Below are 21,165 nucleotides of genomic sequence, written 5' to 3' on the forward strand. Positions count from 1 at the left end.
TCAGTAGAGATCGTCGAGATCCGATTCGACGTGGCTGTGCTCGTCGGCCGGAAATTCGTCGTCCTCAACGGCATCGACGTAGTCCGCGATCGCGGTCTCCATCTCGCCGCGGAGATCGCCAAACGATGCGGCAAACGGCGGGATGCGCTCGCCGAGGCCGAGCACGTCGTTGGCGACGAGCACCTGGCCGTCACAGTTTTTCCCTGCGCCGATCCCGATAGAGGGGATCGAGAGCTCATCGGTGATCTGGGCGGCGAGGTTCGCCGGTACGTGTTCGAGCACGAGCGCGAACGCGCCCGCGTCCTCGTGGGCGACGGCGAGGTCGACGATCTCGCTGGCGGCCTCCCGGCTGGTCCCCTGTCGCGCGTAGCCCAGTTGATTGACCTTCTGTGGCGTGAGCCCGAGATGGGCCATCACCGGGATCCCGAGTTCGGCGAGGCGTTCGGTGAGCTCGATCGTGTGCGATCCACTTTCGAGCTTTACGGCGTGTGCGCCCGCCTCCTTGAGCATGCGGCCGGCGTTGTGGAGGCTCTCCGTCTCGTCGACGCCGAAACTGAGGAATGGCATGTCGGCGATCACGAGCGTCTCGTCGGTCGCGCGCGCGACCGCACCGGTCCGGCTGGCGACCTCGTCGACCGTCACCGGAAGCGTCGAATCGTAACCCAGTGCCGCGTTGCCCATGCTGTCGCCGACGAGGATCGCGTCGATCCCCGCCCGCTCGCAGGCTGCCGCCGTCGGCGCGTCGTAGGCGGTCAACATCGTCAGCGGCGTCTCGCCGTCGGCACGGAACTCACCGACCGTCGTTGGCATGGGCGACACTCACACGCGACGGGAGTAAACGGCTCCGACTCCGTACGACGACCACACAGCGCGAGATCGCGTCGCCAGCCACACGGAAGAACCAAACCCCATATATAGGAGAAGTCCTAACTTCGGGTGAATTCGAACGGAGACGTCTCACGCTATGCAAGGACAAAACCAACAGCAAGCCTACGATCGCGGTACCACTATCTTCTCGCCCGACGGCCGACTCTATCAGGTGGAGTACGCCCGCGAGGCGGTCGAGCGCGGAAGCACGAGTCTCGGCGTCCGGACCGAGGAGGGCGTCGTTCTCGTCGCCGAACAACAGGTCCGGTCGCCGCTGATGGAGGGATCGAGCATCGAGAAACTCCACAAGGTCGACGACCACATCGCCGTCGGCTCGGCCGGCCACGTCGCCGACGCCCGCCAGCTGGTCGACTTCGCCCGCGAGCAGGCACAGGTCGAGCGACTGCGCTACAGCGAACCGATCGGCATCGAAACGCTCGCCGGGGCCCTCACCGACCACATCCAGGAGTACACCCAGACCGGCGGTGCGCGACCGTTCGGCGTCGCGCTACTCGTCGCCGGTATCGAGGACGGCGAGCCGCGACTGTTCGAGACCGACCCCTCGGGCACCGCGACCGGCTGGTCGGCGAGCGCCGTCGGTGCCGACCGCGACGCGATCCTCGACAATCTCGAAGCGAACTACCGGCCGGACGCGGATCTCGACGGTGGCATCCACACCGCGCTCCAAGCGCTCGCATCCGTGCGGGACGCGTTCGAGCCGAGCGAGGTGGCGATATCGACGATCGACACCGAGACCGAACAGTACCGGACGCTCGATGCGGACGAGATCGAAACACACCTCGACGAGATCGATTTCGAGGACAACGATGAATAAGGACCGTCACCATACGATCGGGCTCGACAGCGAAGCGCACGCCACCACACCCGAGTTCGGTGGCACGTCGCAGGGAGGCGACGGAAAGACGGAACTGAAGACGGGAACGACGACCGTCGGTCTCACGACCGCTGAGGGCGTCGTGCTCGCCGCCGACATGCGCGCGAGCGCGGGGAACATGGTGGCGAGCAAGAATGCTCGAAAGATACTCCAGATCCACTCGTCGGCCGCACTCACCATCTCCGGGAGCGTGAGCGCGGCCCAATCGCTGGTGGAATCGCTGCGCGCGGAGGTCCGCCTCTACGAGACCCGCCGCGACACGACGATGAGCCTGAACGCGCTCGCGAACGTCACCGCGAACCGCCTGCGAAGCGGGAACTTCCGGATCGTCCAGCCGGTGCTCGGCGGCGTCGACGACGAGGGTGCTCACATCTACAGTATCGGCCCCGGCGGAAGCGTCATGGAGGAGGCGTACGCCACGAGTGGGTCGGGCTCGCCGTTCGCACTCGGCGTCCTGGAAGGGGAGTACGACGAGGAGGCGAGCATCGACGAGACCCGGACCACCGCGGCCCGAGCGGTCCAAAGCGCGACCGAGCGCGACACCGCCAGCGGCAACGGCCTCTCGCTCGCGACGATCACCGGGGACGGCGTCGATATCGACACCTACGAGCGTGTCGCACAGGCCCTCTAACCGCCACCTCTCTCGATAGCTGCGTTGGAAGAACAGCGGATCAACAGTACCGGAACGACGACTGTACCGGGGAAATCGACGAGATCGTGGCCTCCTCGACGATCGTTCATCGGTCGATCCGGACCTCAACCGCCACACGACAGTGTTCCAACGGAAACGCTCGGCGAACTCGTCAAGGGCAGCGCGCCGGCGAGAAAGGCTTATCGCCGTACGCGAGAACTCTCACCGTGCCCGAACCCGTCGAGACGAGCGATCCCGAGGGTGTCGACTACGGCTGGGTGATGCAGGTCACGTTCGTCCTCACGATCGTCGTCGGCGCGCCGATCGTCGCACTGCTCTCGGCGGGCACCCCGCTCGACTCCTGGAACGCGCGCGTCTCCTTCGCCGTCCGGGTCGGCGCGGTCGTCTGGATCGTCGTCGCGCTCGGCGTCTACGGCTACGCGCGCCGGACGAACGATCAGTAGCTCGTCGGCCCGTCGCCGACGTACGCAAACTGCGTACCGGCCCGCTCTGCGGCCTCCTCGTCACCCGCCGAATCACCCACGAACAGCGTCCGCTCGGGGCTCGCACCGAGTTCCTCGGCGGCGGCCAGCAGCGGTTCGGGCGCGGGCTTGCGCTCGGGAACCGAATCGCGACCGATAACGCTCCCCATCCGCTCGGCGAGCTCGTGTTTTTCGAGCGCGATGTGACAGGATTCTTCGCAGTTGAGTGAACAGATCCCGATCGGGAGTTCAGTCTCGATCTCGTCGGCGAACGGGAGTCGGCGCGCGTCGCGTGCGCCATCGCGTTCGGCCGCGGCGATGAGCGACTCGACATCGCTCTCGACGCCCGCGTCCTCGGCGGCATCGAGCATCGCCCAGGCGTCGAGCCCCGCCGGATCGAGGTCCGCATCGCGGAGCACCGTGGCGATCTCGCTCTCGACGGCCCGCCAGTCGACGGTGAGGCGCACGAGCGTGCCGTCGAGGTCGTAGACGACGGCGTCGACGTCGTCGGGGACGGTAACGGTCATACCGGGGCAAGAACAGGACGGGGGAAGTCGGCTTCGATCAGTCGAGCAGCTCGCGGGCGATGACGTTCTTCTGGATGTTGCTCGTCCCCTCGTAGATGGTGGTGATCTTCGCGTCGCGATAGAGGCGCTCGACGCCGCCCTCGGTGGTGTAGCCGTAGCCACCGTGGATCTGGACCGCCTCGCTGGCCACGTCGACGGCGTTCTCGCTGGCGACGTATTTCGCCATGCTCGCGGCCTCGCGGTGTTCTTCGCCACGGTCGGCACGCCGGGCCGCATCCCGCGTCAGCAGCCGCCCGGCCTGCACCTTCGTCCGCATCTCGGCGAGTTTGTGACGGATCGTCTGGATCTCGCCGATGGCGTCGCCGAACTGCTCGCGCTCCTGGGCGTAGGCGAGCGACTCGTCGAGGGCATGCTGGGCGAGCCCCACCGCCTGCGAGGCGATGGCGATGCGTCCCCCGGTGAGGATCGACAGCGCCGCCGACAGCCCTCGGCCCTCCTCAGTCAATCGGTTTGCGGCCGGAATCCGCGCGTCGTCGAACGTCAGACTCGTCGTGTCGCTCGCGCGCAGGCCGAGTTTGTCCTCTGTGGGACCGACCTCTAGACCCTCGGTGTCCTTCGGCACGAGGAACTGCGTGATGCTCCGGTCGTCCTCGCGGTCGGTCTTCGCGAAGAGGATAATGACCCCGGAGCGCTCGCCGTTGGTGATCCACTGCTTGTCACCGTTGATGACGTATTCGTCCCCCTCGCGCCGTGCCTCGGTGCTCATCGCGGCGGGGTTCGAGCCGGCATGGGGCTCCGAGAGCGCGAACGCACCCACGGGGCGACCATCGACCATCTCGGGCAGCCAACGCTCGCGGTGGCGCTCGTCGCCGAACTCGGCGATGCAGGAGGTGGCGAGACAGTGGACCGACAGTGCCGTCGCCACCGCCAACATTCCGCCGGCGAGCTCCTCGTTCACCAAACTATAGGTGAGCGAATCGGCGTCAAACCCGCCGTACTCTTCGGGCGTCGTCAACCCCGTCATGTCGAGGTCGGCGAGACCGTCCCAGACGTCCTCCGGGAAGCGTTCCTCGCGATCGGCCCGCTCGGCCTCGGGCCTGATCTCCTCGCGGGCGAACTCGCGGACGGTGTCGCGGATGGCGCGCTGTTCGGCAGTGAGGTCCATACCACTCCACTAGCTCCGGGCGCGCAAAAATCACCCGTTCCGGAGACTACTTCGCTCAGTCGTCGACGAGCGTCACATCCAGCCGGTCTTCGAGCGCTTCGACGAGCGAGCCCCCGACGCCGGCACGGGCGGCACGCCCCTCCTCGATCGCGGTGAGGCTTTTGGGATCGGCGTCGAGTTCGTCGGCCAGCGCCGCGATATCGAGGTTTGCCTCCTCACGTGCGCTCCGTGCTCGATCGCCGTACTCGGAGACGAGATACGGCAGCTGGTCGCGGTCGTAGTTCGTTCCCTCGCGCTCCCAATGGCTCGAATCACCCGTGCTGGCGTCCCCGAATTTCGTGACGTTGCTGGCCGCTCGCTGGCGATCACCACGACCGCTGGAGCCGCCGTCACGACTCCCGGTATCGCGATTCGACCGTCGATCCTGCTCGCCATGGGGGACGCAGTCGGGACAGAGATCGAGCTCGGCCCCGGAGACCATCGCCGTCGTCAGGTCGTCGCTCGCCGTCCCGCAGAGCTCGCAGCTCCCGCCACCCCCGGACGAGTCGCCGGTGGAGTATTTGGGCATACCCGATCTTTCGCGCGTGGACGGTATAATGCTACGCCTCCACTTTTTTAGACGGGGTCCTCGACTCGCTCACTCCGTTCGCTCGCCTCGAACCCCGACCAAAAACCTGGACTAAAAACTCCTGCTCACTCGCTCCGCTCGTTCGCAGTGAACCGCGCTCGTTCCACTCGCGCGGACGCTGACGCTTACCACAACCACCGCACAGCACCACAACAGCCCACACTCCTCCCCAACCGATTCGCTCACTCGCGTTGCTCGTTCGCTCATCCCTCGCACGCCGATCCGCGCTCGGTGCTCACTACACTCACGGGTCGTTCCTCCCCGTTCGCATCGAGGCACTCACTACGTTCGTGTCTCGCGCTGTTCGCACACGAGCGCGAGCGCGCGCCAACCGCTACCGACTCGTCCGACTACCGAATCACTGCTCGTCTCGCCATTCCTCGATGCATTCCTCGTCACAGAAATGCAGGTCCTCGTTGGCTTCCGGCTCATCGCTGAGGGTCTCCCATTCGAGCGGATCGAGGCGCGCGCCGCAGTTCTCACAGGTCGCGCTCTCGGTCTCGCGACCGGGGTTCGGCGTCGTGTCACTTGGCTCGTCCATCGGTCATGGGTGGGCCTCGACGTACTCCAGTCCATCGGCCATCGCGCTCGCTGATAAACGGCCACGTATCCGGGGACGAAAGGATTTGGCAGCGGCGGGCGATCATACTGCCATGGATCTGGGACTCGGCGACAAGACGGCACTCGTCACCGGCGGCGGCGGACGCATCGGCAGTGAGGACTGCGAGACGCTCGCCGCGGAGGGCGCGGAGATCGTCGTCCTGGACGTGGACCAGGACGGCGCGGAGACCGTCGCCGACGGGATCGAGGACGATGGCGGCACGGCCCACGCCGTCGAGTGCGATCTGACCGACCGCGAGGACGTCGCCACGACGATCGAAGCCATCCGCGAGGAGACGGGCGGGATCGACGTACTCGTGAACAACGCCGGGATGGTCGACGCGCGCGCACGGGTCGAGAACTTCGAGGACGACATCTGGGAGCGCGATCTGGCGGTGAATCTCACCGGATCCTATAATGTCACCCGCGAGGTGTTCCCCGCGATGTGCGAACGCGGCTGGGGACGGATCGTCACCATGTCCTCGATGGCCGGCTGGCAGGGCGGCTTCGGCCAGATTTCCTACTCGGCGACCAAGGCCGCGCTCATCGGCTTCGGCAAGACGCTCGCACTGGAGGGCGCACAGTCCGGCGTCACCTCGAACGTCGTCGCACCGAGCATCGTCGTCGGCGCGCTCGCCGATCTCCCGCCCGAACAGTTAGAAGAAGTCGACGAACACTTCGCGCGCATCGCCAAGGCCACGCCGATGCGACAGCTCGGCCGCGAGGAGGACGTCGCCAACCTCGTCACCTATCTCGCGAGCGAACAGTCGAGCTACATCACCGGCCAGGTCGTCGGCGTCACCGGCGGCATCGATCTCTTCTCGTTCTAAAAATCGGGGGTCAGTTCGCGTACTTCTCGTCGGCGAACTCGTGATCCGGCTCGCCAGCGAGTTCGGTCAGCCTGACGGCGGCGTCGGAGTACTGGAGGATCTTCTGCATGTCACCGTCGAGCTCGAAGTCGCCGCCCATCAGCCCGTCGATGACGCCCATCTCTTGTTCCAGCAGCGCCTTCCAGTTCTCGGTGGTCGCCGAGAGCAGAAAGCCCTCGTCGACTTCCTCTGGGCTCTCGATGAGATACGCACCGGTACACTTCCCGTCTTCGAGCCCGCAGAACGCGTGGCCGACGTAGCCCCGATCGCTCGTCTCCTCGAGATACGTATCGAGCTCCTCCTGGAGGTAGTCGGGCATCGCCTCGACGTCGAGCTCGTCGACGGGCATCTCGGTCATCTCGAAGACGAAGTGGCCGTTGAAATCGACGCCCCAGCCCTCGCTCACGTCGGCGTACTCCTCGTCGCCGTTGATCTCTTCTTCATACGCGGCGAACCACGCCTGACTCGGGAAGAGCAGCGGGTCCGGCTCGTAATCGACGTCAGTCATTGTGTGACACCGACTAACGGTTCGCAGCCACACCAATGAACGTTCATCGGCGTATCCGCGGTCATTTATACGCTGCGTCGCGGTGCGGGAAAAGTATATGCGCCCGCTCCGCCCATCCCGGCTATGCGGTACGTCACCTTCGTTCTCATCCCGCCCGACGGCGGCCTCCACCCCTCCGACCGGCGACTGGCCGAGGATTCGGACGTGACGCGCACGGCGCTACACGACATCAACCGCCTCGACGACGGCACCGCCGTCACGCTCTACCGACTCGACGGTACTGTCGAACGCGTCGAGGAAATCCTCGACGACTGCGCAGGCGTCCTCGCGCACAACGTCTCGGCGACCGGCGACAGCGTCCACGCCTACGTCCACTTCGAGACCAACGATGTCGTCGCGGGGCTGCTCGCGGTGCCTCACGCCCACGGGATCATCCTGGACACACCGATCGAGTTCACCCCTCGTGGCGGGCTCCGGATGACCGTCGTCGGCGAGGAGGCGACGATCCGCGAGACGATCGGCACCGTCCCCGACGGGATCGGTCTCAAGCTCGAAGAGACCGGCGAGTACGAACCGAGCGCCCAGCGGCTGTTCGCCAGACTCACCACTCGCCAGCAGGAAACGCTCAAGGCGGCCATCGAGGCGGGCTACTACGAGGTTCCCCGCCGGGCGACACACGCCGACATCGCCGAGCGCCTCGATCGGACCGGCGGCACCGTCGGCGAACATCTCCGCAAGATCGAGGCGGCGGTGCTCACCGCGATCGTCCCCTGATCACCGATCGACCGTCTGCGTCGACGGGCCTGTGAGCGATCGTCGACTGTCGGGCAGCTGGCGGTGAATCACGAGCCTCCGGCGGCGAGCCCGACACCGTCGGCGATCAGTTCGTACGATCGAACCCGGTCGTCGGGATCCGGAATCATGTTCTGAACGACGACCTCGTCGACGCCGACCTGCTCGGTCATCTGTTCAAGGAGATCTCGTACTGTCGCGGGGCTGCCGGAGATCTGCTGTGGCCAGTCGCCCGGTTCGATCGACTGTGGTGTCGGATCGGGAACGCCACCGAGTTCGTCGATCGCGTCGTCGACGGCCGGAGGTGTGCCGACCTCGCCACGCTCGAGTCGCTGGTAGTACGCTTCGACCGAGGCGCGGAGACGCGCGGCTTCCTCGTCGGTCTCGCCACAGGAGACGTTCACCCCGATCATCCCCGCCGGTTCGTCCGGGGCGGCCGCGAACGGGGCGGGCTCGAAGTGCTCCCGGTAGGCCTCGAACGCTTGTGGGGCGACGCCGGGCCGGATGAACGCCGCAAAGCAGTACGGGAGTCCCAACCGGCCGGCGATCGCGGCGCTGTTCGGGCTGGAGCCGAGCACCCACGTCTGGGGAACGGCCTCGCCCGAACGAGCGAGCTGCAGTTGGCTGTAGGGATGGTCGTCCGGAAAGCCATTGTAGAGATGTTTGACGGCCTCCTCGATCTTGTCGGCGTGGTCGTCCTGCTGCTGGTTTTGATTGTACTGGAGCGCGTGATCGGCGGCCGGTTGTCCCGACGCTCGCCCGAGCCCCATATCGATCCGCCCGGGCGCGAGTGCGTCGAGCGCGCTGAACGTCTCGGCCACCTTGTACGGGCTGTAGTGGTTGAGCAGCACCGTCCCCGAGCCGAGGCGAATGTCGGACGTCTTGGCCGCGAGATGGGCGATCAGCACCTCCGGGGTCGTGCTCGCCGTCGAGTCACCGCCGCCGTGGTGCTCGGCCACCCAGAAGCGTGAGTAGCCGAGCTCTTCGGCCCGCTGAGCCAGTTCGATGGTGTTGTCGTACGCATCCGTCGCCGTACCACCCTCGGGGACCGTCCCGAGGCTAACGATCGACAGCTCCATGCAATGGTTACCTCCTCACGACTGAATAGCCGTTCGGCTCTCGATCCAGGACAACGACCGAGACCACGAAATCGCGGCCATCAGCGCTTGCAGCGCCGATCATGTACCGACGAAGACGTGAGATACCCATCGAGTCGAGAGCAGGATGTGGAAAGAAGGGATGGCGGGATGTGGCCACCGAGACGTAGTATGTGGTAATACAGCAATCCAACATAAGCATTATTAATACTGAAAGCGGAGACGGAGACGTGTTCGGTCGTATGACTGGTGAGTGAACGCGAACGGATGACACGGGTCACGGCGACCGTGGTCGGTGTCGTCGTTCGCAGTCGGCTTCGACCGACACCGCCGTCGGGAGAACCGCCCACCAGTATACGCCCCTCAGCACATCGCATCAGTCAATGTCTTCAGACACAACACCCCAGGCCGATCGCACCGAATCGAGAGACCAGTCCGACGACGCCGAATCGGCCCTGCAGACGGTCGTCGATCAGCTTTCGGAGGTGGCAGAGCAGATCGATCTCGATCCGAACGTCGTCGAGCGACTGTCACACCCGAACAGCGTCTACGAGGTCACGGTTCCGATCGAGCGAGACGACGGCTCGATCGAGGTGTTCACCGGCTATCGGGCACAACACGACAGCGTTCGCGGTCCGTACAAGGGCGGGGTGCGCTACAACCCGTCGATCACGAGGGACGAATGCGTGGCCCTCTCGATGGCGATGACGTGGAAATGCGCAGTCATGGACATCCCGTTCGGCGGGGCGAAAGGTGGCGTGCAGGCGAACCCGAAGGATCTGAGCGAGCGCGAACACGAACGGCTCACCCGACGGTTTACCCACGAAATCGGCGACATTATCGGGCCGATGACGGACATCCCCGCACCGGACATGGGAACCGATGCCCAGACGATGGCGTGGATCATGGACGCGTACAGTACCAACGTCGGCGAAACCAAGCCGGGTGTCGTGACCGGCAAGCCGATGTCGATCGGTGGCAGCGAAGGGCGTGAGGGTGCACCGGGACGCAGCGTCGCGCTGATCGCTCGAAAGGCCGCCGAATACTACGACTGGTCGCTCGACGACACCACGATCGCCGTGCAGGGGTACGGCAGCGTCGGAGCCAAAGCGGCCCGGTTGCTCGACGACTGGGGTGCTGACATCGTCGCGGTCAGCGATGTGAAAGGCGTGCGGTACGAACCCGACGGGATCGACACCATGGCGGTCCCGTCGTTCGAGGAGGAGCCGGAGGCCGTCACCGACGATGCCGACGAGGTGCTGGCACCCGAGCAGCTGTTCGAACTCGATGTCGACATGCTCGTTCCGGCAGCGATCGGGAACGTCATCACGAAGCAGAACGTCTACGACATCCAGGCGAACCTCATCGTCGAGGGGGCAAACGGGCCAACGACCCACGCGGCCGACGCGATCCTCGAAGAGCGCGATATCCCCGTACTCCCGGATATTCTGGCGAACGCCGGCGGGGTGACGGTGAGCTACTTCGAGTGGCTACAGGACATCAACCGTCGGGCGTGGTCGAGCGAGCGCGTCAACAACGAACTCGATCAGGAGATGCTCGCGGCGTGGGACGACGTCCGAACGGAGTTCGAACAGCGACCCGTCTCGTGGCGTGACGCCGCCTACATCGTCGCGCTCTCGCGCATCGGTGCCGCGTACGATGCGCGCGGACTGTGGCCGTAACTCGATCGATCGCTGTTGTGAGCCACGGAGAGTAGCTCTCGCGGGCCGTTCCGCGAACGATGGTCCGCCCTCGATTCGCCGGACGACAGTACCGCCAGCAGTATCCTGATTCTCAGTCACCGAAACCGAGATATCGACGGAGCCAGCCGGTGATCCCGAGGTTTCGCTTGGCCATGATGATCGTTCCGTCCGCGCGACGGGCGACCTCCTCGGGGATCGCACCGAAGACGAGCTGCTGGAGCAAGCTCTCCCGCGTCGCGCCGACGATCGTCAGGTCGTGCCCGCCCGAGCGGTCGACGATCTCCTCGACGACGTCGTCGCCATCGAGCAACTGCGAGGAGATCGAGTCGTGCTCGCCGACCGACTCCGCCGTCTGTGCAAGCAGCTCCTCGGCCTCAGCACGGGCGTCGCTGTCGGCATCGCTCCCGACGACGTAGGCGATTTCGACGTGCGCGTCGTTCGCCCGTGCGATCGAGCCGGCGATCTCGGCGGCGTACTCCGCGTGGGGGCCACCTGCCGTCGGCACGAGGATCGATTCGACGTCGCCGGGTTCGCCGATGCGTTCGACGAGGACGTCACAGCGTGCGTCCCTGACGACGTCGTCGACGTTGCTGCCGAGCACGATATCCCGACGACGGCGACCCTGACCGTGCCAGCCCATCAGCACGGTATCGCTGTCGTACTGCTCGACGGTGTTGATGATCGCCGCGGCGGGATCGTGACCGAGCCGCACCGTCCCCTGCGTTGGGACGCCGGCCTCCTCCCCGATCGCCATCGCCCGCGAGAGTAGCTCGCGGCGTTCGCCGACGTGTTGGCGACCCTCCGCCAAGGGCGTCTGAGGCGCGACGGTGACGACGCTGATGACGTGGATCTCCGCGTCCCGCTCGCGGGCGACGTCCACGGCGGCCCGCATGAGCTGGTCGGCGCTCTCGGGATCGGCGATCGGCACGAGCAGCTGTGAGTCGCGTGATTCGGTCGCTCGCTCGGCGACCACGGTAGGTGTTTCCTCCTCGCGCACTTCCGCTTCACGCTCGCTCGAATAGCCGAGATAGACGACGACGCCGAGCGCGAACCACAGCACGATCGTCACCAGCGCGACGAACCCCTTCGACTCCTCGCCGAAACCGATCGCGAGCCCCTGCGATTCGAGCAAGAACGGCGCGAGGATCAGCTGAAAGACGATCCCGAGGATCGGAATCACCGGCATATACGGGATCTTGAACGGCCGTTCGAGGTCCGGCCGATTCCGCCGCATCGCGATCGCCGCGACGTTGACCATCGAGAACAGCAGGAGGAACATAACGGCCGAGGAGGAGGCGACGATCTCGATGGGCAGTGCGATCGCCATGATCCCGACGATCGTCGTCGAGGCGATGATCGACAGATAGGGCGAGCGCGTCTTCTCGCTGAGTTCGGAAAGCTGCGTCGGGAGGAGTCGATCCCGACTCATCGAGAAGGCGATCCGGCTTGAGGCGAACAGCGTCGCGTTGAGCGCGCTCACGGTCGCGGCCAGCCCCGCGATGATGAGGAGGAAAAAGCCGAAGGGGACGAACTGCGCCGCCGCCCGAATGATGCCCAGCTCGCCGAGATCCCCGAGGAGTTTCCACGTCTCGATCGAGGTCGACGCACCCTCCATCCCGGCGAACTCGAGCAGCCGTGGGGTGACGTCGATCCCGCCGATGGCCGCAAAGGAGACGAACAGATAGATCGGGACGGCGACGAGCAGCGAGTAGAAGATCGCTCGCGGGATGTTGTGCCCCGGATTCTTGATCTCCTCGCCGGACTGGACGATGATGTCGTAGCCCTCGAAGGCCACGTAGACGAACCCCATCGCACCGAGAATGCCGGTGACGCCGTTCGGCGCGAACTCCGAAACCGACGTGTAGTTCGATGCCCAGTCGGCGTGGCCGAGCGTCGCAATCACGCCGAAGATCACGAAGACGGCGAGGATCACGATCTTGATCGAGGTCACGATCACGCCGATCGAACCCGTCTCCTCGGCTCCACGGTAGTTGATGTAGCCGAAGAGAACCACGACGAGCGCGGTGATGATCTTCTCCGGCGTCAGAAAGCCAAGCAGGGCGAATTCGAGGCCGATATCGGAGTATTCGGTGACGAGCGTCACGAAGAAACTCCCAAACGTCGCCGCGTACAGCGCACACGTCACCGCCTGCGCGAACCAGTTCGCCCAGCCAGTGTAGAAGCCATACGGGCTCGGCAACGCCTCCCGCACCCAACTGTACGCGCCACCGGCCTCGGGAAACGCCGCCCCGAGCTCGGCGTAGGACGCAGCGGTGAAGGCCGCGATGATCCCGTTGAGCAGGAAGGCGATCAGAAGCGCGGGCCCGGCGAGTCCGGCCGCAAAGCCCGTCAGCGCGAACACGCCGGCACCGATCATCGCACCGATGCCGATCATCGTGACTTCGAGCAGACCGAGATTTCGAGAGAGTTCCGTGCTGACGCCGCCGCTGGCGTCTCCCTCGGCTCCGGACGGTGAATTAGCCATTCGCCGTTCGTACAGAGTCCCACCTCCTAAGTCATGCGATCACGATTCCACTGGGGAGCGAACGAAATAACAGCCCGTTTCGTCGATCGGCCCGATCAATCGAAACGTCGGTGGAGGTCGGTATCGCTGCGACAATCGCTACTCGCGGGCCGGCGTGTACGCCTCGTTGTAATCGACGCAGTCGTGGAGGTCGTTCTCGTCGAAGCGCTTGATGTGGCCGCCGACGACGTAGAGCGTGCCGTCGACGACGCCGGAGGTCGCCCCGCCGCGGAGATGGGTCGGCTTCGAGAGCTCCGTCGTGAAGCGATCGGCGGCGGGATCGTAGCGATGGGCGATCGGCTTGTAACGATCGATCGTCGATTCGCCCTCCCAGAACATGCCGTGGGTGAGGTAGGCCTGGCCGTCGATGACCGGGTTCGAGTGGGTCGCGTAGGTGCCCGCTCGCGGTAACGGCTGCGCACGCTCGAACTCGCCGGCCGCGACGTCGTATCTGAAGTTCGAGTCGGTCGGCCCGGTCGTCCCCGACAGCCCGCCGATGGCGTGGAGATACTGATCGCCATCGACCGAGAACAACGCGACCGTCGGCCAGCGCTTGGCGTTCGGCATTCGGGCGAGATCCGGGTTGGCCACCCGATCCGCCTCGGGATCGAACGTCCAGAGCCGTCGCTCGTCGTAGGTTCCCGGAACGCCCTCGCCGTCGAAGCCGTGGTCGGTCGCCGTGGGGGCGTCGTGATCGCCGGTGCCGCCGCCCACGCAGTAGATCAATCCGTCCTGTGGGTTGTAGAGCCCGCCCATCACCCAGTTCGGGTACGGACAGCTGGCCGCGAGCTCCGTCCAGCCGTCGCCGGGCCGATAGCGGAAGATCGCGTCCGACGACGGGCCGCCCTCGTAGGGCGCGTTGGTGGGCGCGCCGCCGAAACTGTACAGCGCGTCGTCGGTCGCGACGCCACAGAGCCCCCACAGTTCTCGCGGGAGATCGGGCAGGCGCTCCCAGTCGCCCCCCGATCCCGCGCTCGGGTCGTACGCGAAGGTCCGTGCGACCGCTTCGAGACGAACGCCGGTCTCGATGCCGCCGAAGAAATGGAGTTTGCCGTCGAGCACGCCGCCGCCCGCGTCGCTTCCCACGACTGGCAGCGGAGCGCGCTCGGTCCAGCCGGCGTCGAGATCCGCTGCTTCCGCGGTGGTTTCTGCCGACTCCGACGTTCGGTTCGTGCTTGCCGATTCGGTCCGCGTCGTGTTCGCCGTTCGATCGGCCGCCGCACCGGTTGCGGTGCGATTCGTCGCTCGCTCGTTCGTCGTCCGTTCGTCCGTCGTCCGCCCATCCGTCATCCGCTCAGACGCGTCGGTTTTCGGCGGTGTCGCCGCCGGTGCGGTCGTGATGATCGACTGCTCCTGCGTCGGGCGGCGCGTTCGCTCGCCGTCCGCAGTCGTCTCGGGGACTGTTTCGGAGTCGTTCTCGGTGTCGGAACCGTTCGATCCACCGTCGAACGCGCAGCCGGCGCTCGCCACGAGCGCGCCAGCGCCGAGTGCACGCAGCGCCGCCCGACGAGAGCGGCGCTGGTCGTCCCGGTCGACCATGCTCAGGCGACGTCCTCGTCCTCTTCGATGAGTTCGGGGTCGCTCAGCGCACTTTCGAGGCTGCCGAGGCCGTTGATCCACTCGGCGACGGGGCCGTAGCCGACGTCCTCGACGAGTGCCGGATCGATCGTCGCGCCGTCGACGATGCGCGTGCCGGCGCGTGCACAGTGGTCGAGCGCGTCGTCGAACTCCTCGTCGGCCTCGGCATCGCTCGCGGCGTCGAGATGCGTTTCGATATCTCCGTCGTCGGGGCCTTCGACGACGTACAGTTCGGCGGTGTAGAAGACACAGACCAGCGACGTCTGCACGCCGTCGACCAGCAGCAGGGTCTCCTCGTCCTCGATATCGACGTCGGCGAGGACGATCTCGCGGGCGTCGGCGAGTTCCTTGAGCGCCATCTCCTCGTTGAGCTCCTCGTCGTCGAAGGCGGTGATGATCTTCGTGACGGCGATGGCGGCGTCCTCCTGGAGGTTCCAGAGCAGTCGGGCGGCGTCCTCGTCGTCGGGATCGAGATCGGTCTCGCGCAGGCGATCGAGCCAGTTCTGCCAGCGCTCCTCCGTGTAGAACTCGTCGGGGGGTGTACTGCTGCTCATACCCGCTTCGAGCGCTTTGCTGTTGATAGGCCTTTTCGTTAGCCGAGCGTCTCGATCCCGTACACTCGACGAGGCGTCTCGACATGGGCGGTTCGCACGGCGTCGTCGAACCCTTCGTCGAGCAGCCACCGGATGCGCCGCGGCACCGTCTTCGGCCCCAGCACGGCTCCCGGGCGTTCGGGATCGTCGATGAAATCGGTCTCCATCAGGAAGGGCTCGCCCCGCTCTGCGGCCTCTTCGAGCCGATCCTTCTCGCTCATCACGCTCGGCATCGGTCCGGCGAGTCGCCCGCCGGCGTAGTGTTTGACGACGCGGTGAGCTGGCAGATCACGTTCGACGGCCCAGTCGGCGATCTCGGTGAGATCCTCGCTCGCTTCAGTGTGAAGCTGGACGGCACAGTCGTTCTCGGCCCCGAGTGCGAGCGCGTGTTGCAGGACACGATTCGACGCGTCCCAAACGTCCGCCGAAACGTCGTAGTGCGGACGGCCGGATTTCAGCGCGAGCGCGTCCGAAGGGACGTATTCGGCGGCAATGTCGAGCCCAGCTTGCATCAGCTCGCTGGCTTCGTCGGGTGTATAGCCACGCTCGGTGAGGTGACTGACGAGTCCCGGATGCACACCCAAAACGGGCCACGCCCGGCCGTCGAGCAGTTCACTCGCCTCCCGAACGATATCGATGGTCGTCTCGAAGGCCGCTCGAAAGTCCGCAGGTTCCTCGACATCGACACCGAGCGTCCAGGAGGGCTTGTTGACGACGAGCAGATGCGTCCCGCCCGATCGGGCGAAGTCCTGCACCGCATCCATCCCCCGTCCGTTCGCGGGGTCGAGATGGAGATGGTTGTCGAGGACCGGCGTGTCGAACTCCATGCCCACCCTACGCGCGTGCCGGCCCAAAGCGGTTGCTCATTCGAGCGTTACGTCGTCGTGGGCAGCGTTGCGCAGCGCGTCCGAGCGGCCGTGCTCGCCGGGTGCGATGGCGAACGTCTCGACGCCCCGGCGGGCGGCGTGTTCGAGCACCGGTTTGAAGTCCGTATCGCGCGAGGCGATCGTCAGCAGCGAGAGGTCATCGATCGCGGCGGTCGCGTCGACGGCGAGTTTGACGTCGACGTCGCCGCTGGTGATGCAGACCTCGAATCCGCGCGCCTCGGCGGCCTGGATCAGCCCCGGCGTGGCGTGCTCGTCGAGATAGAGCCGGGCGACCGAGAGGCGACCGCGCTCGGCGGCGAGCGCGCGGACGTCGTCGAGATCGACGTCGAACTCGTTTCTGAGGACGTTCGGACCGTCGACGAACAGGCCGACCGCTGGCTCGTCGCTCGATCCCGACACCGCCTCACGAAGCCGCTCGCGCATGCACCGACTTCCGTGAGGACGGACAAAGCCGTGGCGGTGTACGTTCGGACCGAGGGACGCAAACTATCGGCGAGGTCGCGCCCAAATATTGTTCATTATTTATTTAGTAAGATTTAAGACGATAGAAGATGGTCGTGTGGCTGCGTTATGGTTGAGAAACCCTCGCTCGATCGACGAACGGTACTGAAAGCACTCGGTGCCGGAACGCTGTTTTCCGGAGTAGGCGTCGCGTCGGCGTCTCCCGGCCGGCAGCCCGGTCCGAAGAAAGACGAAATCCTCGTCGGCGTTTCGGCATCGACGAGCGATATGGATACAACTGTGAAACGGGCCGTGCCAGGCAATGCGAACATCATCCACAGAAACGAGACGCTGAGCTACGTCGCGGTACAGTTCCCGAGCCAGGCCCCAAACCACGCACGGGAGAACTTCATCGACGCGATAACGAAGAAAGACGGGGTGAAATACGCCGAGCCGAACGCGACCCACCAGTCGTTCGCTACGCCGAGCGACCCACGATTTGCCGACCAGTACGCACCACAGCAGGTCAACGCACCGGCGGCGTGGGACACGACGCTCGGCGATTCCGGAGTAAAAGTCGCCGTCATCGACACCGGTGTGCAGTACGACCATCCAGACCTGTCGGGGAACTTCGATTCCACGATGGGCAAGGATTTCGCCGACAACGACGGAGATCCGTATCCGGACGTACCGGCGGACGAGTACCACGGCACGCACGTCGCCGGCATCGTCGCCTCAGCCACCGACAACGGGACCGGCGTCGCGGGCATGGGCAACTCCACTCTCATCTCCGGACGGGCGCTTGACGAGAGCGGTTCGGGTTCGACAGCCGACATCGCCGATGCCATCGAATGGGCTGCAGATCAGGGTGCTGATGTCATCAACATGTCGCTCGGCGGGGGTGGCTACACGAACACAATGAAAAACGCCGTCTCGTACGCCCAGTCCAATGGCTCGCTGGTCGTCGCGGCGGCAGGGAACAACGGAACGAGTAGCGTGTCGTATCCGGCGGCGTACAACGAATGTCTCGCGGTTTCGGCGCTCGATTCCAACGAGAACCTCGCGTCGTACTCGCAGTACGGCAGCGAGATCGAACTCGCCGCGCCCGGCTCGGACGTGCTCTCGACGACGACCGAAACCCGTGGCAGCTACGAGAAACTCTCGGGGACGTCGATGGCGACACCTGCCGTCGCCGGGGTCGCAGGGCTGACGCTCGCCCGATGGAACCTCACCAACAGCGAGCTCCGGAGCCACCTGAAGAACACAGCGGTCAACGTGGGGCTGTCGGCTGACGAACAGGGGTCCGGGCGGGTCGATGCCGCCAATGCGGTCTCGACCGATCCTAGTAGCGGCGGTGGTGGCGGTGGTGGCGGTAACTCGACAACGACTTCGATCGATGGTTCGCTGGCGAGTTGGTACGACTCGAAATGCTGGTCGTACGGCTTCGAGTACAGTGCCCCTTCACAGGTTGTCGTCGAGATCGACGGGCCAACGAATGCGGACTTCGATCTCTACGCGAACGACGGAACCGGTTCGTGTCCGACGACGAACAGTTCAGACTACCGTTCGTGGACGCCGGACAGTCAGGAGACGATCACCATCGACAGTCCGGATACATCGAGCGCGTTGTACGTGCTCGTGGATTCGTATTCGGGCAACGGGAGCTACACGCTGACGATCACTGAAACCGCCTGATCGACCGACGTCGACTCCCATTCGGGCGGCCATCGTTAGCAAGGTTGGCACTGAAGTTCACGGGCGACGATCATTCGATATGAGCGAGGACAATCCCCACGAACGCGACGTCACGCTCGCAAAGGAGAAGGAAGACGACGAGGACGAGGCGAGCGAGGAAGCTAAGCAGAAACGCGAGGAGGAAGCGGAGCAGGCCCGTGAGGAGGCTGCCGAAGGCGAGGTCGACGTCGAGTCGGAACAACGCGAGGCGGCCGCCCGTGAGGCCGAAAACCCGGACAACCACCGCGACGAACCGCCGCACAGCAGCTAACGGTCCGGACCGGCGGCAACGGTTGCTACGATTTTTCGGCGACGTCACGCAGCGTGTCGAGGAGTTCCTCGTGTGCTTCGCCGTTCGAGGCGATCAGTTCGTCGCTGTCGTGGTGCCAGGGTTCGCCAGCGAGATCGGTCACCGTCCCGCCGGCACACCGGATCATGTGCGCGCCCGCGACCGTATCCCACGGGCTCAAGCGCGCGGTGGCGACGGCGGCGTCGAGCGAGCCGCCGGCGACCGCCGCGAGCGTCGCCTGTGAGCAACCGAACCGGCGGATATCGCCGAAGCGCTCGGCGAGCGCGCCCACCGTGGCCCCGAACTCGCCGCCGAGGAGGATCGGCGTGACCGCGAACGTCTCCGGATCCTCGCGCGCGCTCACGCCGATCGGCTCGCCGTTGAGCGTCGCCACCTCCTCGTCGGCGAGATAGCTATCGCCGAGAACGGGTAATACCGTGGCCGCGGCGACCGACTCGCCGTTCTCGACGGCGGCGACGACCGTCCCCCAGATGCCGAGCCCGCGCACGAAGTTGTTCGTCCCGTCGATCGGGTCGATGATCCAGGCCGCGCCCGTCTCTGGCACGGTCTTTCTGGTGTCCGCCTCCTCGCCGACGATGGCGTCGTCGGGGAACGCCTCGTGGATGCACTCGATCGTGCGGCGTTGGGCGGCGCGATCGGTCTCGGTGACGAGATCGGTCTTGGTCGATTTGGTCTCGACGGCGAGTTCGCCGCGGAACGAGTCGAGCGCAACGCTCGCACCGACGTCGGCCGCTCGTGCTGCGCGCTCGGCCCGGGTCTCTGTCATGACGAACGCGACGACGCCGGGGTGTAAAAATCGGTCGCCGGAAGCAAGCCATTAGACCCCGCGGCGTGAGGTGGCGGTATGGCGCTTCGTACACCACCACTGGGTGCGGCCCACGAGAGCCGCGACGCGAAAGTCACCGAGTTCGGCGGCTGGGAGATGCCCGTCGAGTTCGACTCGATCCGCACCGAACACGAGAGCGTCCGCGAGGGGGTCGGCAAGTTCGACGTCTCGCATATGGGTGAGATCGTCGTTTCGGGCCCCGACGCCGACGAACTGATGAACCGACTCACCAGCAACGACGTCCGCACGGTCGACGCCGGCACGGCACAGTACGCGGCGATCACCGATTCCGAGGGAGTGATCCTCGACGACACGATGCTGTACCGATTGCCCGAAAGTCGCGACGAGGAGTTCCTGTTCGTGCCGAACGCGGGCAACGACGTCGCGATGGAGGAGCGCTGGGAGTCCCACCGCGACGAGTGGAATCTCGACGCCACGGTCGAGAACCGCACCGAGGAGTACGCGATGATCGCGGTTCAGGGACCCGACTCCGCCGATCTCGTTGCCGAGGCGACCGGCGACGACGCGCTCGCGGAACTCCCGAACTTTGCGGCGATCGATACGACGATCGCCGGGAGCGAGGGATTGCTCGCGCGCACGGGCTACACCGGCGAGGACGGCTTCGAGGTGATCTTCCCGTCGGCGGACGCCGAGGCGGTCTGGGAGGCGTTCGACTGCCAGCCCTGTGGGCTCGGCGCGCGCGACACGCTGCGCATGGAGGCCGGCCTCCTGCTCGCCGGCCAGGACTTCGATAGCGAGGAGAACCCCCGGAACCCCTACGAGGCGGGCATCGGGTTCGCGGTCGACACCGACACCGAGTTCGTCGGTCGGGACGCGCTCGCCGCGGTCGAGGAATCGGGGCCCGACGAACGACTCGTCGGCTTCGAACTCGACGAGCGCGCGGTGCCCCGCCACGGCTACGATATTCAAAGCAGCGACGGGGAGGCGATCGGCACGGTGACGAGCGGGACGATGGCCCCTACCCTCGGGGTGCCGATCGGACTCGGCTACGTCCCCGCCGACCACACCGAGCCGGGAACTGACATCGGCATCGTCGTCCGCGGCGAGGCGAAAGATGCACATATCACGGCGCTCCCGTTCTACGAACGATGAGCTTCGACGTTCCCGACGACCGCGGCTACATGGAGAGCCACGAATGGGCCAGCGAGGACGGCGGCACCGCACGGGTGGGGATCTCCGACTTCGCCCAGGACGAGCTCGGCGACATCGTCTTCGTCGAGTTCCCCGACGAAGGTGCAGAGATCGCCCACGACGAACAGCTCGGCGTCGTCGAATCGATCAAGGCCGTCTCCGATCTCTACTCGCCGGTGACGGGTACCGTGACGGCGACGAACGACGAACTGCTCGACGCGCCCGAACTGCTCAACGACGACCCCTACGGTGAGGGCTGGCTCGTCGAGGTCGATCTCGCCGACGAGAGCGGTCTCGACGAACTGCTGAGCGCGGACGAGTACCGCGACCAGATCGAGTAACGCGTCACCGAGACC

The 21,165-nt window shown here is 65.7% G+C and carries 23 protein-coding genes; 10 read left to right on the plus strand and 13 right to left on the minus strand.

Going from position 1 to position 21,165, the window contains the following annotated elements; translation table 11 throughout:
* Positions 1–810: a 3-methyl-2-oxobutanoate hydroxymethyltransferase gene (gene panB, locus NO363_RS08905; RefSeq protein ID WP_256684492.1), complete on the minus strand. Its 810-nt coding sequence runs from the start codon at positions 808–810 to the stop codon at positions 1–3.
* 154 nt (positions 811–964) lie between these two features.
* Between panB and psmA the strand changes: the two genes are divergently transcribed.
* The 3 genes from psmA to NO363_RS08920 all read left to right on the plus strand — a co-directional run bounded on the left by psmA (position 965) and on the right by NO363_RS08920 (position 2,857).
* The gene (gene psmA, locus NO363_RS08910) at positions 965–1,702 is read left to right on the plus strand and encodes an archaeal proteasome endopeptidase complex subunit alpha (protein WP_256684494.1); all 738 of its coding nucleotides are present in this window, start codon (positions 965–967) and stop codon (positions 1,700–1,702) included.
* Positions 1,695–2,393: an Ntn hydrolase family protein gene (locus NO363_RS08915; protein WP_256684495.1), complete on the plus strand. Its 699-nt coding sequence runs from the start codon at positions 1,695–1,697 to the stop codon at positions 2,391–2,393. The genes psmA and NO363_RS08915 overlap by 8 nt, the downstream gene beginning before the upstream one ends.
* A 227-nt stretch (positions 2,394–2,620) precedes the next feature.
* Positions 2,621–2,857: a DUF5822 domain-containing protein gene (locus tag NO363_RS08920; protein WP_007741913.1), complete on the plus strand. Its 237-nt coding sequence runs from the start codon at positions 2,621–2,623 to the stop codon at positions 2,855–2,857.
* Here the strand turns inward: NO363_RS08920 and NO363_RS08925 are convergent.
* From NO363_RS08925 to NO363_RS08940, 4 genes are all read right to left on the minus strand, one after another.
* The gene (locus tag NO363_RS08925) at positions 2,851–3,402 is read right to left on the minus strand and encodes an HAD family hydrolase (protein WP_256684497.1); all 552 of its coding nucleotides are present in this window, start codon (positions 3,400–3,402) and stop codon (positions 2,851–2,853) included. The genes NO363_RS08920 and NO363_RS08925 overlap by 7 nt on opposite strands.
* A gap of 37 nt (positions 3,403–3,439) precedes the next feature.
* A complete protein-coding gene (locus NO363_RS08930) occupies positions 3,440–4,567 on the minus strand; it encodes an acyl-CoA dehydrogenase family protein (protein ID WP_256684499.1) in 1,128 nt (375 codons plus the stop codon).
* Between the two features lie 55 nt (positions 4,568–4,622).
* On the minus strand, positions 4,623–5,135 hold the full coding sequence (locus tag NO363_RS08935; protein ID WP_256684501.1) for a helix-turn-helix domain-containing protein: 513 nt from the start codon (positions 5,133–5,135) through the stop codon (positions 4,623–4,625).
* Between the two features lie 418 nt (positions 5,136–5,553).
* A complete protein-coding gene (locus NO363_RS08940) occupies positions 5,554–5,736 on the minus strand; it encodes a DUF7576 family protein (protein ID WP_256684503.1) in 183 nt (60 codons plus the stop codon).
* A gap of 112 nt (positions 5,737–5,848) precedes the next feature.
* On the opposite strand from NO363_RS08940, the gene NO363_RS08945 reads away from it, so the two are divergent.
* Positions 5,849–6,625, plus strand: a complete 777-nt coding sequence (locus tag NO363_RS08945; protein WP_256684505.1) for an SDR family NAD(P)-dependent oxidoreductase — start codon at positions 5,849–5,851, stop codon at positions 6,623–6,625.
* Between the two features lie 10 nt (positions 6,626–6,635).
* Here NO363_RS08945 and NO363_RS08950 read toward each other — a convergent pair whose 3' ends face one another.
* Entirely contained in the window at positions 6,636–7,172 is a 537-nt protein-coding gene (locus NO363_RS08950) for an SCP2 sterol-binding domain-containing protein (RefSeq protein ID WP_256684507.1), read from the minus strand.
* Between the two features lie 123 nt (positions 7,173–7,295).
* On the opposite strand from NO363_RS08950, the gene NO363_RS08955 reads away from it, so the two are divergent.
* Positions 7,296–7,946, plus strand: a complete 651-nt coding sequence (locus NO363_RS08955; RefSeq protein ID WP_256684509.1) for a helix-turn-helix domain-containing protein — start codon at positions 7,296–7,298, stop codon at positions 7,944–7,946.
* Positions 7,947–8,014: 68 nt separating this feature from the next.
* On the opposite strand, the gene NO363_RS08960 is transcribed toward NO363_RS08955, so the two are convergent.
* Positions 8,015–9,043, minus strand: coding sequence for an LLM class flavin-dependent oxidoreductase (locus NO363_RS08960; RefSeq protein WP_256684511.1), 1,029 nt, complete (start codon positions 9,041–9,043; stop codon positions 8,015–8,017).
* A gap of 401 nt (positions 9,044–9,444) precedes the next feature.
* On the opposite strand from NO363_RS08960, the gene gdhB reads away from it, so the two are divergent.
* Positions 9,445–10,743 carry a glutamate dehydrogenase GdhB gene (gene gdhB, locus NO363_RS08965; RefSeq protein ID WP_256684513.1) on the plus strand — a complete coding sequence of 433 codons (1,299 nt, stop codon included), beginning with the start codon at positions 9,445–9,447 and terminating at the stop codon, positions 10,741–10,743.
* A gap of 112 nt (positions 10,744–10,855) precedes the next feature.
* Here the strand turns inward: gdhB and NO363_RS08970 are convergent, their stop codons facing one another.
* The 5 genes from NO363_RS08970 to NO363_RS08990 all read right to left on the minus strand — a co-directional run bounded on the left by NO363_RS08970 (position 10,856) and on the right by NO363_RS08990 (position 16,769).
* Positions 10,856–13,249, minus strand: a complete 2,394-nt coding sequence (locus NO363_RS08970; RefSeq protein ID WP_256684515.1) for an amino acid permease — start codon at positions 13,247–13,249, stop codon at positions 10,856–10,858.
* Between the two features lie 138 nt (positions 13,250–13,387).
* Positions 13,388–14,827 (minus strand): galactose oxidase, encoded by a 1,440-nt coding sequence (locus tag NO363_RS08975; RefSeq protein ID WP_256684517.1) that lies wholly within the window; start codon positions 14,825–14,827, stop codon positions 13,388–13,390.
* A 2-nt stretch (positions 14,828–14,829) separates the two neighbouring features.
* Positions 14,830–15,420, minus strand: coding sequence for a DUF2150 family protein (locus NO363_RS08980; RefSeq protein WP_244704717.1), 591 nt, complete (start codon positions 15,418–15,420; stop codon positions 14,830–14,832).
* A 38-nt stretch (positions 15,421–15,458) separates the two neighbouring features.
* Positions 15,459–16,286, minus strand: coding sequence for a TatD family hydrolase (locus NO363_RS08985; RefSeq protein WP_256684522.1), 828 nt, complete (start codon positions 16,284–16,286; stop codon positions 15,459–15,461).
* A gap of 36 nt (positions 16,287–16,322) precedes the next feature.
* The gene (locus tag NO363_RS08990) at positions 16,323–16,769 is read right to left on the minus strand and encodes an NYN domain-containing protein (RefSeq protein WP_256684524.1); all 447 of its coding nucleotides are present in this window, start codon (positions 16,767–16,769) and stop codon (positions 16,323–16,325) included.
* Between the two features lie 147 nt (positions 16,770–16,916).
* Here NO363_RS08990 and NO363_RS08995 point away from each other — a divergent pair, with 147 nt between their 5' ends.
* The gene (locus NO363_RS08995) at positions 16,917–18,482 is read left to right on the plus strand and encodes a S8 family serine peptidase (RefSeq protein WP_256684526.1); all 1,566 of its coding nucleotides are present in this window, start codon (positions 16,917–16,919) and stop codon (positions 18,480–18,482) included.
* A 79-nt stretch (positions 18,483–18,561) separates the two neighbouring features.
* The gene (locus tag NO363_RS09000; protein WP_256684528.1) at positions 18,562–18,792 is read left to right on the plus strand and encodes a hypothetical protein; all 231 of its coding nucleotides are present in this window, start codon (positions 18,562–18,564) and stop codon (positions 18,790–18,792) included.
* Between the two features lie 25 nt (positions 18,793–18,817).
* On the opposite strand, the gene NO363_RS09005 is transcribed toward NO363_RS09000, so the two are convergent.
* Positions 18,818–19,597 (minus strand): inositol monophosphatase family protein, encoded by a 780-nt coding sequence (locus NO363_RS09005; RefSeq protein WP_256684530.1) that lies wholly within the window; start codon positions 19,595–19,597, stop codon positions 18,818–18,820.
* A gap of 78 nt (positions 19,598–19,675) precedes the next feature.
* On the opposite strand from NO363_RS09005, the gene gcvT reads away from it, so the two are divergent.
* Positions 19,676–20,770: a glycine cleavage system aminomethyltransferase GcvT gene (gcvT, locus tag NO363_RS09010; protein ID WP_256684532.1), complete on the plus strand. Its 1,095-nt coding sequence runs from the start codon at positions 19,676–19,678 to the stop codon at positions 20,768–20,770.
* Positions 20,767–21,150 (plus strand): glycine cleavage system protein GcvH, encoded by a 384-nt coding sequence (gcvH, locus tag NO363_RS09015; RefSeq protein WP_256684533.1) that lies wholly within the window; start codon positions 20,767–20,769, stop codon positions 21,148–21,150. Before gcvT ends, gcvH begins: the two co-directional genes overlap by 4 nt.
* Positions 21,151–21,165: the final 15 nt, after the last annotated feature.

Source organism: Halococcus qingdaonensis, assembly GCF_024508235.1.
Taxonomy (GTDB): domain Archaea; phylum Halobacteriota; class Halobacteria; order Halobacteriales; family Halococcaceae; genus Halococcus; species Halococcus qingdaonensis.